The organism is Qipengyuania marincola (genome assembly GCF_029688625.1).
In the GTDB taxonomy this organism is placed as follows: Bacteria; Pseudomonadota; Alphaproteobacteria; order Sphingomonadales; family Sphingomonadaceae; genus Qipengyuania.
Map to the genome: position 1 here is coordinate 199,916 of NZ_JARULC010000002.1, position 13,886 is coordinate 213,801.

17 protein-coding genes are annotated in these 13,886 nt (G+C 64.6%); 5 read left to right on the forward strand and 12 right to left on the reverse strand.

Features of this window, described 5'->3' with window-relative positions:
- Positions 1-132: 132 nt before the first annotated feature.
- A complete protein-coding gene (locus P8Q88_RS06165) occupies positions 133-474 on the forward strand; it encodes a DUF8200 family protein (RefSeq protein WP_278322970.1) in 342 nt (113 codons plus the stop codon).
- A gap of 121 nt (positions 475-595) precedes the next feature.
- On the opposite strand, the gene P8Q88_RS06170 is transcribed toward P8Q88_RS06165, so the two are convergent.
- The 3 genes from P8Q88_RS06170 to galE all read right to left on the reverse strand — a co-directional run bounded on the left by P8Q88_RS06170 (position 596) and on the right by galE (position 2,519).
- Positions 596-1,201 (reverse strand): HAD family hydrolase, encoded by a 606-nt coding sequence (locus tag P8Q88_RS06170; RefSeq protein ID WP_278322971.1) that lies wholly within the window; start codon positions 1,199-1,201, stop codon positions 596-598.
- Between the two features lie 90 nt (positions 1,202-1,291).
- Entirely contained in the window at positions 1,292-1,417 is a 126-nt protein-coding gene (gene ykgO, locus P8Q88_RS06175) for a type B 50S ribosomal protein L36 (protein ID WP_006833921.1), read from the reverse strand.
- A gap of 88 nt (positions 1,418-1,505) precedes the next feature.
- Positions 1,506-2,519 (reverse strand): UDP-glucose 4-epimerase GalE, encoded by a 1,014-nt coding sequence (gene galE / locus P8Q88_RS06180; protein ID WP_278322972.1) that lies wholly within the window; start codon positions 2,517-2,519, stop codon positions 1,506-1,508.
- Between the two features lie 137 nt (positions 2,520-2,656).
- On the opposite strand from galE, the gene P8Q88_RS06185 reads away from it, so the two are divergent.
- Together P8Q88_RS06185 and P8Q88_RS06190 are read left to right on the forward strand one after the other, a co-directional pair.
- Positions 2,657-3,262 carry a DUF4136 domain-containing protein gene (locus P8Q88_RS06185; protein ID WP_278322973.1) on the forward strand — a complete coding sequence of 202 codons (606 nt, stop codon included), beginning with the start codon at positions 2,657-2,659 and terminating at the stop codon, positions 3,260-3,262.
- 8 nt (positions 3,263-3,270) lie between these two features.
- Entirely contained in the window at positions 3,271-4,410 is a 1,140-nt protein-coding gene (locus P8Q88_RS06190; protein ID WP_278322974.1) for a M14 family metallopeptidase, read from the forward strand.
- Between the two features lie 38 nt (positions 4,411-4,448).
- Here P8Q88_RS06190 and P8Q88_RS06195 read toward each other — a convergent pair whose 3' ends face one another.
- Positions 4,449-4,634, reverse strand: coding sequence for a hypothetical protein (locus P8Q88_RS06195; RefSeq protein WP_278322975.1), 186 nt, complete (start codon positions 4,632-4,634; stop codon positions 4,449-4,451).
- An 88-nt stretch (positions 4,635-4,722) separates the two neighbouring features.
- Between P8Q88_RS06195 and P8Q88_RS06200 the strand changes: the two genes are divergently transcribed.
- Positions 4,723-5,094, forward strand: coding sequence for a hypothetical protein (locus P8Q88_RS06200; protein ID WP_278322976.1), 372 nt, complete (start codon positions 4,723-4,725; stop codon positions 5,092-5,094).
- Between the two features lie 7 nt (positions 5,095-5,101).
- Here the strand turns inward: P8Q88_RS06200 and P8Q88_RS06205 are convergent, their stop codons facing one another.
- Genes P8Q88_RS06205 through P8Q88_RS06230 form a run of 6 tightly spaced genes read right to left on the reverse strand, consistent with a single transcriptional unit; the run spans position 5,102 to position 10,357 of the window.
- Complete coding sequence (locus P8Q88_RS06205; RefSeq protein ID WP_278322977.1) at positions 5,102-6,340, reverse strand: amidohydrolase family protein; 1,239 nt, start codon at positions 6,338-6,340, stop codon at positions 5,102-5,104.
- Positions 6,337-7,641, reverse strand: coding sequence for an amidohydrolase family protein (locus P8Q88_RS06210; RefSeq protein WP_278322978.1), 1,305 nt, complete (start codon positions 7,639-7,641; stop codon positions 6,337-6,339). The genes P8Q88_RS06205 and P8Q88_RS06210 overlap by 4 nt, the downstream gene beginning before the upstream one ends.
- A 55-nt stretch (positions 7,642-7,696) precedes the next feature.
- Positions 7,697-8,716, reverse strand: coding sequence for a S66 peptidase family protein (locus tag P8Q88_RS06215; RefSeq protein ID WP_278322979.1), 1,020 nt, complete (start codon positions 8,714-8,716; stop codon positions 7,697-7,699).
- Positions 8,713-9,117, reverse strand: a complete 405-nt coding sequence (locus tag P8Q88_RS06220; RefSeq protein ID WP_278322980.1) for a cytidine deaminase — start codon at positions 9,115-9,117, stop codon at positions 8,713-8,715. The genes P8Q88_RS06215 and P8Q88_RS06220 overlap by 4 nt, the downstream gene beginning before the upstream one ends.
- A gap of 10 nt (positions 9,118-9,127) precedes the next feature.
- A complete protein-coding gene (locus tag P8Q88_RS06225; RefSeq protein WP_278322981.1) occupies positions 9,128-9,850 on the reverse strand; it encodes a glycoside hydrolase family 25 protein in 723 nt (240 codons plus the stop codon).
- Between the two features lie 3 nt (positions 9,851-9,853).
- Entirely contained in the window at positions 9,854-10,357 is a 504-nt protein-coding gene (locus P8Q88_RS06230; RefSeq protein ID WP_278322982.1) for a UPF0262 family protein, read from the reverse strand.
- A 128-nt stretch (positions 10,358-10,485) separates the two neighbouring features.
- Between P8Q88_RS06230 and P8Q88_RS06235 the strand changes: the two genes are divergently transcribed.
- Complete coding sequence (locus P8Q88_RS06235; protein ID WP_278322983.1) at positions 10,486-12,006, forward strand: replicative DNA helicase; 1,521 nt, start codon at positions 10,486-10,488, stop codon at positions 12,004-12,006.
- On the opposite strand, the gene P8Q88_RS06240 is transcribed toward P8Q88_RS06235, so the two are convergent.
- Positions 11,997-12,569 carry a hypothetical protein gene (locus P8Q88_RS06240; protein ID WP_278322984.1) on the reverse strand — a complete coding sequence of 191 codons (573 nt, stop codon included), beginning with the start codon at positions 12,567-12,569 and terminating at the stop codon, positions 11,997-11,999. The two genes, P8Q88_RS06235 and P8Q88_RS06240, sit on opposite strands and share 10 nt — an antisense overlap.
- A 44-nt stretch (positions 12,570-12,613) precedes the next feature.
- The gene (locus P8Q88_RS06245; protein WP_278322985.1) at positions 12,614-13,804 is read right to left on the reverse strand and encodes a phospholipase D-like domain-containing protein; all 1,191 of its coding nucleotides are present in this window, start codon (positions 13,802-13,804) and stop codon (positions 12,614-12,616) included.
- Between the last annotated feature and the right edge of the window lie 82 nt (positions 13,805-13,886).

Below are 13,886 nucleotides of genomic sequence, written 5' to 3' on the forward strand. Positions count from 1 at the left end.
GATTTTCAAATTTTAGGTTGCGCTATGAAACCTAAAAACATAGGTAGTGATTCGCAACTGGTTGCTTTTTGAAACTCGATTGCAGTTTTGGCAACCCCGGTTGAAAGCAACGCAAGCCCGAAGGACACAGCCATGACCCTCTCTCTCCCCCGCTCGATCAACCTCGCCGCCATCGTTGGCGCGGTCGCATGGACCACCGCCAGCTTCGGCGCGGCCATTATCCCGGCCCCGGCCGCTGCCGCCTCGTCGCAGCCCTACTACACCGCCGAACTCGCCCAGCCTGCTGCGGAACGCACTGTCGTGGCCGGCGGCGTCGCATGGAATTGCACGGGCACGACCTGCATCGCGCCGAAAGGCAATTCGCGCCCGATGCGCGTCTGCCGCGAACTGCAGCGTGAACACGGCGCGATTGCCGGTTTCACGGCCAAGGGTGAAGCCCTCGCCGACGACAAGCTGGCGAAGTGCAACCGCTGATTTTTCAGCCCGCCGTCCCCCTCTCCAAGGTGGGCATGAACTGGGGTCCCGGCACATATGTGGCGGGGCCCTTTTTCCTGTCGGTCGCTCGCGTCGCGCTCACGGCCGCGCCGGCAAAGGGCTAGATCAGGCCCCGCGCCGCAAGATCGGCTTCCAGTTGCGGTGCCGCGTCGAAATGGTGAACCTGCCAGCCAAGGGCGCTTGCCGTCGCGATGTTTGCTGCATTGTCATCGATGAAGAGCATGGCCCCGGCATCATGTCCGAACCGCTCGCGTGCGAGGTGGAAGATTGCCGGATCTGGCTTGGCCAGCCTTTCCTCGCCCGAAACCACGATATCGCGGAACCGGTCGAAAACCGGCGCTGTCGGGCGGAAGCCGGCCCAGAAATCGGCCCCGAAATTGGTGATGGCAAACAACGGAACGCCGCGCGCGTCCAGCCGCTCCACCAATTCGAGGCTGCCCGGCACCGGGCCGGGAATGGTCTCGTTGAAACGCGTCGCATAGGCGCGGATTTCCTGCTCGAATTCGGGGAACTGCTCGATCCGCTCCGGCACCATCTCTGCAATGGGACGCCCGCGATCGTGCTGGAAATGCCACTCTTCGGTCACCACGTCGCGCAGCAGTCGGGCGCGGCGCTCCTCGTCCTCAACAATCCGATCGAACAGGTGCGACAGCTGCCACTGGTAGAGAACCCGCCCGACATCGAAAACCACGGCTTCGACTGGCATTGATGGCACCCCATATACGAACGGCCCGCTCCCCGATGCGGGGGCGGGCCGATCGTTCAACACAGGCCGTCGCGAAGACGGCGAACCGGTTCAGCCCTGGCGAGCCTTGAAGCGGCGGTTGGTCTTGTTGATGACATAAGTGCGCCCGCGGCGGCGGATGACGCGGCAATCGCGATGGCGGCTCTTGAGCGACTTGAGGCTGTTACGGATCTTCATGATGTGTCTCGTCAAATAAATACGCGCCGGAGATAGGCCCCGACGCGGCAAATTCAAGCGCGCCCGTTACCGGTGCGTCCGGATTCGGTCAACCCTCTTCCCGTATTTCCGCCAGGCGCCGTTCCCATTGCAGGGCATGGGAAACGATAGTGTCGAGATCGGCGAAGCGCGGCTTCCATGGCAAGGTCTCGCGGATGCGCGAAGGATCGGAAACGAGCTGGCCCGGATCGCCCGCACGGCGCGCCTCCATGCGACGTTCGATGGTCTGATTGGTAACCCGGTCGACCGCATCGAGCACCTCGAGCACGGAAAATCCCCGGCCGTAGCCGCAATTCATCGTCAGCGAGCGGTCCGGCTGTTCGACCAGCGCCTCGAGCGCCAGCCGGTGCGCGTCGGCAAGGTCGCTCACGTGAATATAGTCGCGCACCCCGGTGCCGTCGGGCGTGTCGAAATCGGTGCCGAACACGGCAACATGTGCGCGCTTGCCGGTAGCCGCCTCGCACGCGACCTTGATCAGATGCGTCGCCCCCGCAGTCGACTGGCCGGTCCGCGCCGCAGGATCGGCCCCTGCCACATTGAAATATCTGAGCGCGCAATAATTGAAGCCGTGCGCAGCGCTTGCATCGGCGAGCATCTGTTCGGTCATCAGCTTCGACCAGCCATAGGGATTGATCGGTTGCTTGGGCGTGTCCTCGCTCACCCGATCCACGTCGGGAATGCCGTAAGTCGCGGCGGTCGAACTGAAGATGAAGTGGCGTACTCCGCCCTCCACTGCAGCCTCAAGCAACGCGCGGCTCTTCACCGTATTGTTCTCGTAATATTTGAGCGGTTGCTCGACCGATTCCGGCACGATGATCGACCCTGCGAAATGCATGATCGCGCCGATCCCCTGTTCCGCGAAGATCCGGTCGAGCAGGGCCTTGTCCGCAATATCGCCGCGATACAGCGGCACATCCGCGGGCACGGCGAATGCGAAGCCGGTCGACAGATTGTCGATCACCGCCACCTGCCAGCCCGCATCGCGCAGAGCGAGGACGGCGTGACTGCCGATATAGCCTGCCCCCCCGGTGACGAGCACCGGCACTTTCGCTGCATTGTCCATGGGTCCGCCCTAACACACGAGTTGGTAACGACAAGTTGCCCAATAGAAGCCCCGATAACCCTTTTGGAGCGCATCGCCTGGCCCGTGCGTTGGGTCGATGTGGCCGGATGGCTGCAGGAGAAGGAAAGGATCGCATCATGAAACCCCTCGCCGCCGCTTTTGGCCTTGCCGCAACAATAGCCCTTCCCGGCTGCGCCACCCCGCCCGGACCGGTCGAGGTCACGCGCTTCGTCGCTCCGGAGCGTGCCGCAGAGCTCGGACAGGGCCGGATCTTCGTGACCACCATGCCCGGCACGCAGGGCGACAGCCTGGCCCTGGCACCCTACAAGGCCGCGATCGCCAGCGAGCTTGCCGCAATCGGATATGTCGAAAGCGACCGCGCCGCTGCCTCCCAGATCGCCGAGGTGGCCATCGAAAGCTATGTCCTGGGCACCGGTGGCAGACGCAGCCCGGTGAGCGTGGGTGTGGGCGGATCGACGGGGAGCTATGGCTCGGGCGTGGGCCTCGGCATCGGCATCAACCTCGGCGGAGGCGAGCGCGACCGGCTCGGCACCGAGGTCGCGGTACGGATCAGCGACGTGGCCACGGGCGAGAGCCTGTGGGAAGGTCGGGCCGATTTCGCGCCGCCGGAAAATTCCCCCCTTGCGCGCGGAACGGCGAACGCCCAGACGATCGCCTCCGCGCTGTTCCGGGACTTTCCCGGCAACAATGGTGAAACGATAGAAGTGAAGGTGCCTGAGTGAATCAGCCGGTGAGCGACATCGAAGTCGATTGCGCATTCGACAGTGGTAATATCGAGGTTCTGGCCATCGAGGGTGCGAGCGCGAAGCTGGCGCTGCGCAAGGACCATCAGAGCGAATTCGCCCAGTGGTTCCATTTCCGCGTCAGCGGCGCGGCGGGGCGCGAACTGGAACTGAAGATCACCGGCCTCGAGAACAGCGCCTATCCCGGCGGCTGGCCGGAGTATGACGCATGCGTATCGGAAGATCGCGACTATTGGGGCCGCGCGCCATCGAGCTGGGATGCGAACGAGGAAAACGGCACCCTCACCATCCGCTATACCCCGGCGAGCGATATCGTCTGGTTTGCCTATTTCGCGCCCTATTCGATGGAACGCCACCACGACCTGGTCGCCGAAGCCGCTGCGGCGGAAGGCGTCGAGTATCGCCGGCTGGGCACCACGCTAGACGGCCAGCCGATCGACTGCCTCGCAATGGGCGAGGGTGAAACGCAGGTCTGGCTCTATGCCCGCCAGCACCCTGGCGAAACCCAGGCCGAATGGTGGATGGAAGGGGCGCTCGAGGTCCTGACCGATCCGGCTGACAGCGTGGGCCGGGGCCTGCGCCAGCGCTGCCGCGTGCATGTCGTCCCCAACGCCAATCCCGACGGATCGCGGCGGGGGCATCTGCGGACCAATGCCGCCGGCACCAACCTAAACCGCGAATGGGAAAATCCCAGCGCCGAAAAAAGCCCGGAAGTCCTTGCCATCCGCAATGCGATGGATGCTACCGGCGTCGATTTCGCGATGGACGTTCACGGCGACGAAGCCATCCCGGTCGCCTTCCTGGCGGGATATGAAGGCATTCCCAGCTGGACCGACGAGCACGGCGAACGCTTCTATCGCTACGAGCGCATCCTCGACCGGCGGACGCCCGATTTCCAGACCGAGCAGGGCTATACAAAATCGGCGCCGGGCAAGGCGAACCTCGCCATGAGCACGAATCAGGTAGCCGAACGCTTCGGTGCGACCGCGATGACGCTGGAAATGCCGTATAAGGACAATCCGGCCAATCCGGAGCCGGAGCAGGGCTGGAGCCCGGAACGCTGCAAGATGCTCGCGCGCGATTGCCTTGCGAGCCTGCTCGAATGGCTGGACAGCGACAAGGCTTGAATAATGACAGGCAGGTCGCAGGAATGCGACCTGCACCGTCAGCTGGCAGCCACTCCGTCCAGCACCTTCTGCGCGACCTCTTCGATCGAGCCGGTGACCAGCAAGGGTTGGCCGCCGACCATACCGACGTTTGTCTGGCCGTTCTCGGCCGTTCTGAGCCATGCGATGTTGCTTGCCACGACGAGATAATTGCCGCCGCGCGATTCCAGTTTCACGAATTTCATCGAATCATCTCCTGATGCAGCGAGACTAGCGCACAAGGGGGTTCGCAATGGTTAATCGCGGCCATCGAAGGTTCACCTGCGGCGATCCATGATCCGTGCCATGCGGACCGTCGCTCTTTTCTCAATCGCCATCGCTGCGGCTCTCGGCGCGAGTCCGGCATCCGCCACGGGCGGCTTCCTGTGCCGGACGGCGAGCGGGCCGCAGATCGAGATCGCTATCGGTTTCGGCCATGTCCCGGGAACTCCGATCGTGTCCCGCCGCCTGCGTGTGGAGGGTCGCGAAGTTCCGGCCATCGTACCGCAATGGTGGTTGAACGACCGGGAGATGAACCTCCAGATGACGACGCCCGACGCGCTGGAATCGCTGCTGGTCATGCGGACCGCGCGCAAGGGCCGGCACTATGACGGGCAAGTCACATGGCGAGGCGAGACCCGCTGGATACGCTGCAAGGAAAGCTGATCCCGGCCTAGCGCACCGCGCGGCTCGCCACCCGGCCATCGATGATCACGCCGGTCACGTGGCTTGTATATTCGAGCGGGTCGCCATCGAAGAGCGCCACGTCGCCATCCTTGCCCACGTTCAGTGACCCCAGCCGTTCATCCACCCCGATCGCGCGCGCGGCGTCGATCGTGATGCTGGCCAGCGCGGCTTCGGGCGCGAGGCCGTTGGCAGCAGCCCAGCCCGCTTCCCACAGAACGACGCGGGTCTTTGGCACATAGGCCTCGTACCCGGATTGCAGCGCAAAGGGGATGCCGGCTTCGCGCAGCGTCGCGGCGGTCGCGAAACTCGCATTTTCCATGTCGCCATAATGCCGCGCCATGGTCGGATGCAGCAGGACGGTCACGCCAGCCTCGCGCAGCTGATCGAGCAGGCGGTAGCTTTCCGCCCCGCCGTCGATCACCACGTCGATGTTGAACTCCTCCTTCAGCCGCAGCGCGCTCATGATATCCTGCGCGCGATTGGCCGTGACCATCAGCGGCACACGGCGCGCCAGAACGTCGCGCCAGACCTGCACATCGAGCTTGTTCGCGCCGGCATCGTTCTCTTCATCCCGGGCACGCCTCTTCTGGGCCTCACCAGGTACCTGCCCGGCGCGGGCCGCCGTCAGCGCCGCGCGCAGGAGAGCGATCTGCTTGGGCCGCGTGCCGGGCCCCTTCTCGCTATCCATCGCGTCGGGGCCGAGATTGGCGGCGATCATCGCGCGCGGGACGATGGCCGCCGCATCCGCCGTCTTCGCGAATGTCTTGGCGACCATGGTCTGGCCTGACACCACGGTACCCGGGCCGTGGCCGGTGTGGATCGTGGTCACGCCCAGCGAACGGAGCCAGCCAACCAGCTCCTCGTCCGGATTGTAGCCGTCGATGGCGCGCAATTGCGGCTGGAGCGGTGCGCCGGTGTCGAGCTGGTCCTGATCGTCGAACTGGTTGAGATAGCCCGCGAGACCGACGACGGTCCGCGCATCGACCAGCCCGGGCGTGGCCACTTTGGCCGAGAGCACCTCGACGCCCTCTGGGATCGCAATGCTCGACGCAGGGCCCACGGCGACGATCTTGCCGTCGCGGATGACGACCACGCCGTCACTGATCGCCGGCCCTTCCATCGTGTGCAGCGTCTCGGCCCGCACGGCGACATCCTGCGCGGCGAGTGGGACAGAGACCGTGGCAAGAAGCGCGGCGGCGAGCGATTTGGCGATATGCTTGATCATTGGCCGGCCTCCGCTTCGGCTGCTTCCCAGTGATGATGCGCAAGCTCCATCGGGCTGCCCGCGCCATAGCCGCCTTCGGCCAGCAGCTTGCCTTCTTCGGTCGAGCGGTCGAACAGCTTCTCGCCCTCGACCCAGGTCTGCATGACGTCCGTATAGACCGAGAGCGGATCGCCCGAGAGGATCAGGAAATCGGCGTCCTTGCCGACCTCGAGACTTCCCACGCTATCCTCGATGCCAAGCTGCTTCGCGCCGTTGATGGTCAGGGCCCGCAAGGCGCCCTCGCGGCTCATCCCGCCGCGCACGGCGATGCCCGCCTGGCGGAACATGAGACGTGAATCGATGATGCCATCATCGGAATGCAGCGAGGTCAGCACCCCGGCCCGCTCAAGCGCCGCAGCCGTTTCGAGGCGCGATTCCTGCGCTTCCAGCTTGCCGCCCGGACTGTCGACCAGGATGTTCGACACGGGCACGCCGGCCGCGGCCAGCTCCTCGGCGACCTTCCAGGCCTCCATGCCGTGCTGGATCAGCACGCGGAACCCGAACTCGCGCTGCAACCGCAGCACGGTCATGATGTCGTCCGCACGGTGGGTGTGATGATGCACCAGCCGCTTGCCCGACAGGACTTCGCACAGCGCCTCCTTGCCGAGATCGACCGGCGTGCGCTTGCCCTTGCAATAGGATTGCGCCTCGGTGAAGGCCGCGCGGACCAACGCCGCGGATTTTGCTCGCGTCCCCGGAAATCCGGGCGTTTCGCCAATGGGATTGGTGCCGTTGGCCATCTTGAGCCCGCCCATCACCGACCCATCGGGAAAGCGCCAGGCAATGTCCTCGATCGTCTCGCCGTCGCGCAGCCGCATGTAGAATGTCTGGCCGCTGACGAGCCAGCCCGACCCCGGCATCACATTGGCGGTGGTGACGCCTCCGGCGCGCGCCTTGGCGATGCTGGCGTCGCGCGGATTGATCGCATCCATTGCACGGACTTCGGGCTGGATGGGCGAGGAGCGGTCGGCCCCTGCCACCGAGCCGATATGCGAATGCGTATCGACGATGCCGGGCATGATCACCATGCCGGTTGCGTCGCGGCGTTCGGCATCGGCCGGAATCTCGACCGCCGCGCCGACGCCGGCAATCTTGCCGCGATGGATTACGAAAGTGCCGGCAGGTATGGTTTCACCGGCCATCGTATGGATGGTCGCGCCTTCGAACGCGATCGGCCGCTCCTGTGCCTGAACCGCCCCGGCCGACAGATATGTCGCCATAATGGCGACAGTGGCACCACGCAGCACCGCTCTAGCTTTCATGCAATCCTCCCTGACGGCAGCACAGTAGCCTCGATCGCGTCGCTCGCAAGCCCGTTCACGACACGACCGGCTCGAGGAGTCGGATCGTACGCGCATCAGCATCCAGCTCGACCCGGACTCCATGCGGCATCGCCTGCTGGTTCGTCACATGGCCGATGTTTGCCCCGGCGAAGGCAGGAATGCCGAGGCTGCCGAGATGATGGTCGAGCACGGTGTCGAGCGTGAAGCCCGCCTCGCTGTTCTCTTCCGGATTGCAGCGCGTGCACTGGCCGAACGCCACCCCCGCCAGCTTGCCGAGCACCCCGGCCAGGCGCAGCTGCTGGAGCATGCGATCCACCCGATATACATCCTCGTTCACATCCTCGAGAAACAGCACCGCGCGATCGAAATCGGGCAGGTAGGGCGTCCCCATCAGGGTGGAAAGGATCGTGAGGTTCCCGCCCAGCAGGCGGCCTTGCGCTGTTCCGGACGAAATCGTGCGCCCGGTGCGACCGCTTGCCTGCTCGGCAGCCGCGCCTGCGAGCACCGGCGTATCGGCGGCAAAGGCCAGCCGCCACAGGCTGTCCCAGCTTTCCCGTTCCCATCGGCTCGCGGCATTGGGGCCATGGATTGTCGGAAAACCTGCCCGCGCCGCAATCGCCAGATGCAGCGCGGTCGTGTCGGAATAGCCAATCAGCAGCTTCGGATTGGCCCGGATCATGCCCCATTCCAGCAACGGCAGAATGCGCGCGCCGCCCCAGCCGCCGCGAATGGCGAAGATGCCGCGCACTTGCGGGTCGGCAACCATCGCCATGTAATCCTCGGCGCGCTGAACGTCCGTACCTGCGAGGTAGCCGTCCTGCTCGCGCACGTGACGACCGAGCTTCGGCTCCAGACCCATGCCGCTGATCCAGTGCTGCGCACGGTCGAGCTCCCATGGCAGGGTCAGCGCGCTTGCCGGGGCGACGAGGCCGACGGTATCGCCAATGCGCAAGCGAGGTGCCTTGCGCGGCGTTGCGGCGGCGAGCGGGTGCGGCAGCGAGGCCGCAAGCAGCGCGCCACTCATGGTGCCCAGCGCCGCGCGCCGGTCGATCATGCGAGGCTTGCCGGGCCGAACGCGTCGGGCAGGAGCTGTGACAATCGCACACGCCGCGTCGTCTCCGGGCCGACGCACAGAATCTCCGGATCGGTGCCACCCAGCTGCGCCAATTCGTTGATCACCTGTCGGCAGCGGCCGCAGGGCGTGATCGGCTCCGCGCCCGGCCCGGTGACCGCGACCGCTTCCAACCCGCCGCGCACCCCATCGGCCATCGCCTTGGAAACCGCCACCGTCTCCGCACACAGCGCCAGCCCATAGCTGGCATTCTCGATATTCGTGCCGGTCACCACGCTGCCATCGGCGAAACGCAATGCGGCACCGACTGCGAAGTTCGAATAGGGCGAATAGGACTGCGCGGCGGCCGCACGGGCTGCGGCGATGAGATCGTCGTCGGTCATGGCACTCTCGTCAAAATGGCCGCACCACGACCCAGCGCAGCGGCGATTGCGCGGCCTCGTTCCGGTACCAGCGATTGGCAGTCCACATCAGCCAGGGACGCACGGCATAGTCGGGTTCCGACCAGCTGCTCGTCAGCCATAGCTGACGGTCGATCCGGCGCGACACCCCGTACAGCTGTTCGAATTCGTCGCTGGGCGCGAGGATCACCGCCTTGCCGGTATGCGCTTCGATCTGGTTGACCAGCGTCATCAGCTCGCTTTGCACGGCGGCGTCGGACACCCGCTCGGCGCAGTCCTCGGCATTTCCTTCCAGCAGGATGGCGGCAGGCAGGAGCGCGGCATCGCGCGGTACCATGGTGACGAAATTGGCCGATTGTCCGTCTGCGACATCACAGGGATCGAACCGGTGAACCGCGCCCACTTCCAGCCCCGCCTGCCCGGCCCTCGCAAGATTCTGCGCAAAGGCGATGTCGCGGCCCTCGGTCCCGTCGCTTGCCTCGAGATAGACGAATTTCGCGCCGAGGCCCTTCAGAGTGTCGAAGGCCACCGGCCCGTCGTCTGCTGCAAGCAGTGCACCCTGGTCGGGCCAGACCGCCTCGTCGGGCCGCCATGCCTGCCGGTCGATCACGAACCAGGCTGCCGCGCCGCCTGCCAGAACCAGCAGTAGCAGGGCGACCTTCACGACCCGCGACAGGCCGCCCTTGCGTTTCGTTTTGCGTTTCGCGCGCGCCATTCCTCAACCCTTGATGTGCAGGACGCAGATCAGCGTGAACAGGCGCCGCGCGGTCGCGAAATCGGTTTCGATCTTGCCTTCCAGCCGTTCGATCAGGAGCTCTGCGGCGCGGTTGTGGACCCCGCGCCGAGCCATGTCGATCGTTTCGATTTCCGCCGCCGTCGCCTTGCGGATAGCCTGGTAATAGCTATCGCAAATGGCAAAGTATTCGCGGATCGGCCGCCGGAAACGTGCCAGGCCGAGCAGCAATTCCTCCAGCAACTGGTCGGACGTGTCGGCGATCGTCATCAGCAGCCGCCCGTCGCGCACGGCGAGCTGCAGATGATAGGGACCGGTCGCGCCCCGTTCGACCGCGCGAACCGGCTTGAAGCAATTGTCCTCGATCAGGTCGAAGATCGCGATCCTGCGTTCCTGCTCGATATCGGCATTGCGCCAGATGATCGTCTCCTCGTCGAGCTCGATCCGGGCGATGCGGTGATTGGAGGATGAAGAGGCGGAATCGGTCATGCTTTCACCCGCTTTCGCAGGTTTAGGCGGGCCGGGGCAAGAGCTTGCCGTTTCGTCCCCGATATCCACAGCCACAGTGGCCCCATTGCAACTTGCCAGCACGCCTCCGGACCCTTCATCAGACGGCGATGGCCGACACCGATCTTCTCTTTCCCGCCGACGATTCGACCGAGGCGAAGCCCGCCAAGGGCACGCAACTGCCCGCCAACCTCGAGGCGGAAGCGGCCTTTCTCGGCGCGGTCCTGATCGATAACAAGGTCATCGAGGAACTGACCACACCACTGGTGCCGGCGCATTTTCATGAACCGGTGCACCAGCGCATCTACGAGCGGGTCCTGAAACTGCTCGACCGCAATTCGGTGGCAACGCCGGTCACGCTCAAGCCCTATTTCGAAAGCGACGAGGCGCTCAAGCAGCTTGGCGGCACGATCTATCTCGCACAGTTGACGCAGGATGCGCAGGGCCTGCTGCACCCGCGCGAACTGGCCGAGCAAATCTACAGCCTCGCCCTGCTGCGCGAACTGGTGAGCGTCGGCCGCAACCTCGTCGAGGGCGCGCTCGACACATCGGACGAGGTCGAGCCGCTCAAGAAGATCGAACAGGCCGAGGCCGACCTCTACCGCGTGGCCGAGGGGGCCAGCACGGGGAGCGAGGCGCAGAGCTTCCGCACCGCAGCTTTCGGCGCGCTGCAGGTGGTGCAGGCGGCGATGAATTCGGGCGGGCGCTTTTCGGGCAAGACCACCGGGCTCGATACGATCAACGACAAGACCAGCGGCCTGCACAATTCGGACCTCGTGATCCTCGCCGGTCGCCCGGCCATGGGCAAGACCTCGCTCGCCACCAATATCGCTTTCAATGCGGCATCGCGCCTGATGCGCGATGAGCGCGACGGGATCGACCGCGCTGATTCTCCCGGCGCGGGCGTCGCTTTCTTCAGCCTGGAAATGAGCGCCGACCAGCTGGCCACGCGTATTCTGGCCGAACAGGCGGAAATCTCGAGCGAGAAGCTGCGTTCGGGCAAGTTGAGCCGGGAGGAATTCCAGCGTCTCAGCTTCGCCAGTCAGGAACTGACCGACCTGCCACTCTACATCGACGACACGCCGGCGCTGACGATCGGTGCGCTGCGCACGCGTGCCCGCCGCCTGAAGCGTCGCCATGACATCGGACTGGTAGTGGTCGACTACCTCCAGCTGCTACAGGGTTCGGGCCGGGCCAACGACAATCGCGTCAACGAGATTTCGGAGATCAGTCGCGGATTGAAAACCCTCGCCAAGGAATTGCACGTACCGGTGATCGCGCTGTCGCAGCTGTCACGTCAGGTCGAGCAACGCGAGGACAAGCGGCCGCAGCTGGCCGACCTGCGAGAATCGGGCTCGATCGAGCAGGATGCCGACATGGTGTGGTTCATCTTTCGCGCCGAGTACTATCACAACGCCACCAAGCCCGACACGCCGGACGAGACCTCGTCGGAAGAGGTGCGGATGAAATATGCCGAGTGGGAGGCCAAGCACCTGGAGCTGGTCAACAAGGCCACGCTGATCGTCGCCAAGCAGCGCCACGGTTCGACCGGCAATGTCCCGCTGCTGTTCCACAGCGAATATACGAAGTTCTCAAGCCCGGATGTGCGCAATTACGAGGATTACGACTGAGCGGCTTCGCCAATCGAGTCGGGACCGCAATTGTAAATGCCTTCGACCGTGACGCTTTGCGCCCCGCGCCGCAAATTGAGGCTCCCGGTGAAATTCGGCTCTGCGACGACCGGCGCGGGTGTCTCGCGAACAGGCGCCGGAGAACGTACCTCCACTTCCACCGACAGGCCATCGGGACCCGAGAAACTCGCGCCACGGCTCAGCGTGTTGTAGCCGCCCTCGCCATCCATCTCGAGTTCGACCGGGCTGCCGTCGAGAACGACCAGCCCCTCGGCACTTTCGGCCGACACCGAATTGGCAGCCGCGGCGAGAAGGACGTCGTCGCCCCGGCGAAACACACAGCCGAGATCGGAAGTGAGGTTCGCTTCGCGCCGCATGCTCGCCTCCAGCACGCCGGGCACAAGACTGGTGCTCTCGCCTGCAAGCGGGCTTTCGGTTTCGGTTGCGGTCGGCGATACCGGGGCAAGGGCGTCGGTTTCGCTATCGTCTACCGGCTCGGCACAGGCCGCGAGCAGCGCTATCGGCGCCATGAAAATCAGGGCGGTTTCGCGTGTCTTGGTCATGAGACTGCTACGCTTCGTCGCGTCATCTCGTTCCAAGCGACGCGTCATAGCCCCAGATTCAGCCGCCGCGCGACATTGTAGTCCACCACGGCGACGAGGAACCAGCTGAGGTTCCAGCGCATGCGGTTCCACAAGGTCGAGTGGCGGCGGTGCTCTTCCATCGTGATGCGTTTGGAGGCCTTGTGATGGCGGCCGATGAATTGCCGCATCCGGTCGGCGAATGCGGCGTCCTCGATCCGCAACATCAGTTCCAGGTTCACGTAAAGGCTGCGCATGTCGAAATTGGCGCTACCGATATAAACCGCATCGTCGATCACGAGCAGCTTCATATGCAGCTTGGTCGGGCGGAATTCCCAGATCCTGGCATTATTGCTCAGCAGGTAGTGGTATAGCGATCGGGTTGCACCGATCGTTGCGCCATTGTCCGATTTCGCCGCCATGACCAGTCGTGCCTCGCCCCGCAGGGCAATGTCGCCGATCCGGCGGAGCATTTTCTTCGATGGCGAAAAATAGGCCATCACCATGTCGAGCCTGTCGCCCTTTTCAAGGTCCTCGGCCACACAGCGCGCCCAGCTCGACAGGCCTTTGGTCGGGCCGCCAATCAGCAGCCTGACAGGGCCCTTCGGCGGGTTCCAGCGCGTGACCTTGCGCACGATCGCACGGAACTGCGCGCGCGGTTGCCCGACCCAATCCGCAAGCTCTTCCCACCAGGCGAGCAGCTGGTCGACGGCAGGGCCTTCTAGCTTGACGCCAAGGTCGTGCCAGCCATCGGCCTCCGGCGCGTCGAAATAGGCTCGCTCGATATTGAAACCGCCGATCATCGCCACCTTCTCGTCGACGATGACCATTTTCTGGTGGTTGCGGATAAGGGCGCGGCGCGACCATTTCGCCATGAAGCGGCGGTATTCTCCGCCCGCCTCGACCAGCGGCTCGAAGAAGCCCTCGCCCACGTCCTCGCCGAAACTGTCGACTGTCAGCGTGACCGCCACCCCGCGGTGAAGCGCCTCGACCAGGGCATCGCGCACTTCGAAACCGACCTCGTCATCGACGAACATGTAGTAGAACAGGCGCAGCGATGCCGTGGCGCTGCCGATGAGCTCCAGCAACGCATCCAGCCGGTCGCTACCGGCGGGGTAAATGGTGAAGCGATTGCCCTGAGCACTGATCTCGAACGGCGCTTCGTCCTGCCAGTCCGCCTCGGAAGCGTCGGGCGCGTAAAGATAATTATCTGCCATTCCCCCTGCGCTTACTGGCGTGCGCGCGGCGGCGCAAATCCTTGACGCAAACGGCCTTGCCCCCTATGTCGCGCGCTTTCCC

Bases quoted from the DNA above. Each gene is read 5' to 3' on its own strand.
- P8Q88_RS06165 (WP_278322970.1), top strand. From the start codon at position 133: ATGACCCTCTCTCTCCCCCGCTCGATCAACCTCGCCGCCATCGTTGGC.
- P8Q88_RS06170 (WP_278322971.1), bottom strand. From the start codon at position 1,201: ATGCCAGTCGAAGCCGTGGTTTTCGATGTCGGGCGGGTTCTCTACCAG.
- ykgO (WP_006833921.1), bottom strand. From the start codon at position 1,417: ATGAAGATCCGTAACAGCCTCAAGTCGCTCAAGAGCCGCCATCGCGAT.
- galE (WP_278322972.1), bottom strand. From the start codon at position 2,519: ATGGACAATGCAGCGAAAGTGCCGGTGCTCGTCACCGGGGGGGCAGGC.
- P8Q88_RS06185 (WP_278322973.1), top strand. From the start codon at position 2,657: ATGAAACCCCTCGCCGCCGCTTTTGGCCTTGCCGCAACAATAGCCCTT.
- P8Q88_RS06195 (WP_278322975.1), bottom strand. From the start codon at position 4,634: ATGAAATTCGTGAAACTGGAATCGCGCGGCGGCAATTATCTCGTCGTG.
- P8Q88_RS06200 (WP_278322976.1), top strand. From the start codon at position 4,723: ATGATCCGTGCCATGCGGACCGTCGCTCTTTTCTCAATCGCCATCGCT.
- P8Q88_RS06205 (WP_278322977.1), bottom strand. From the start codon at position 6,340: ATGATCAAGCATATCGCCAAATCGCTCGCCGCCGCGCTTCTTGCCACG.
- P8Q88_RS06210 (WP_278322978.1), bottom strand. From the start codon at position 7,641: ATGAAAGCTAGAGCGGTGCTGCGTGGTGCCACTGTCGCCATTATGGCG.
- P8Q88_RS06215 (WP_278322979.1), bottom strand. From the start codon at position 8,716: ATGATCGACCGGCGCGCGGCGCTGGGCACCATGAGTGGCGCGCTGCTT.
- P8Q88_RS06220 (WP_278322980.1), bottom strand. From the start codon at position 9,117: ATGACCGACGACGATCTCATCGCCGCAGCCCGTGCGGCCGCCGCGCAG.
- P8Q88_RS06225 (WP_278322981.1), bottom strand. From the start codon at position 9,850: ATGGCGCGCGCGAAACGCAAAACGAAACGCAAGGGCGGCCTGTCGCGG.
- P8Q88_RS06230 (WP_278322982.1), bottom strand. From the start codon at position 10,357: ATGACCGATTCCGCCTCTTCATCCTCCAATCACCGCATCGCCCGGATC.
- P8Q88_RS06235 (WP_278322983.1), top strand. From the start codon at position 10,486: ATGGCCGACACCGATCTTCTCTTTCCCGCCGACGATTCGACCGAGGCG.
- P8Q88_RS06240 (WP_278322984.1), bottom strand. From the start codon at position 12,569: ATGACCAAGACACGCGAAACCGCCCTGATTTTCATGGCGCCGATAGCG.
- P8Q88_RS06245 (WP_278322985.1), bottom strand. From the start codon at position 13,804: ATGGCAGATAATTATCTTTACGCGCCCGACGCTTCCGAGGCGGACTGG.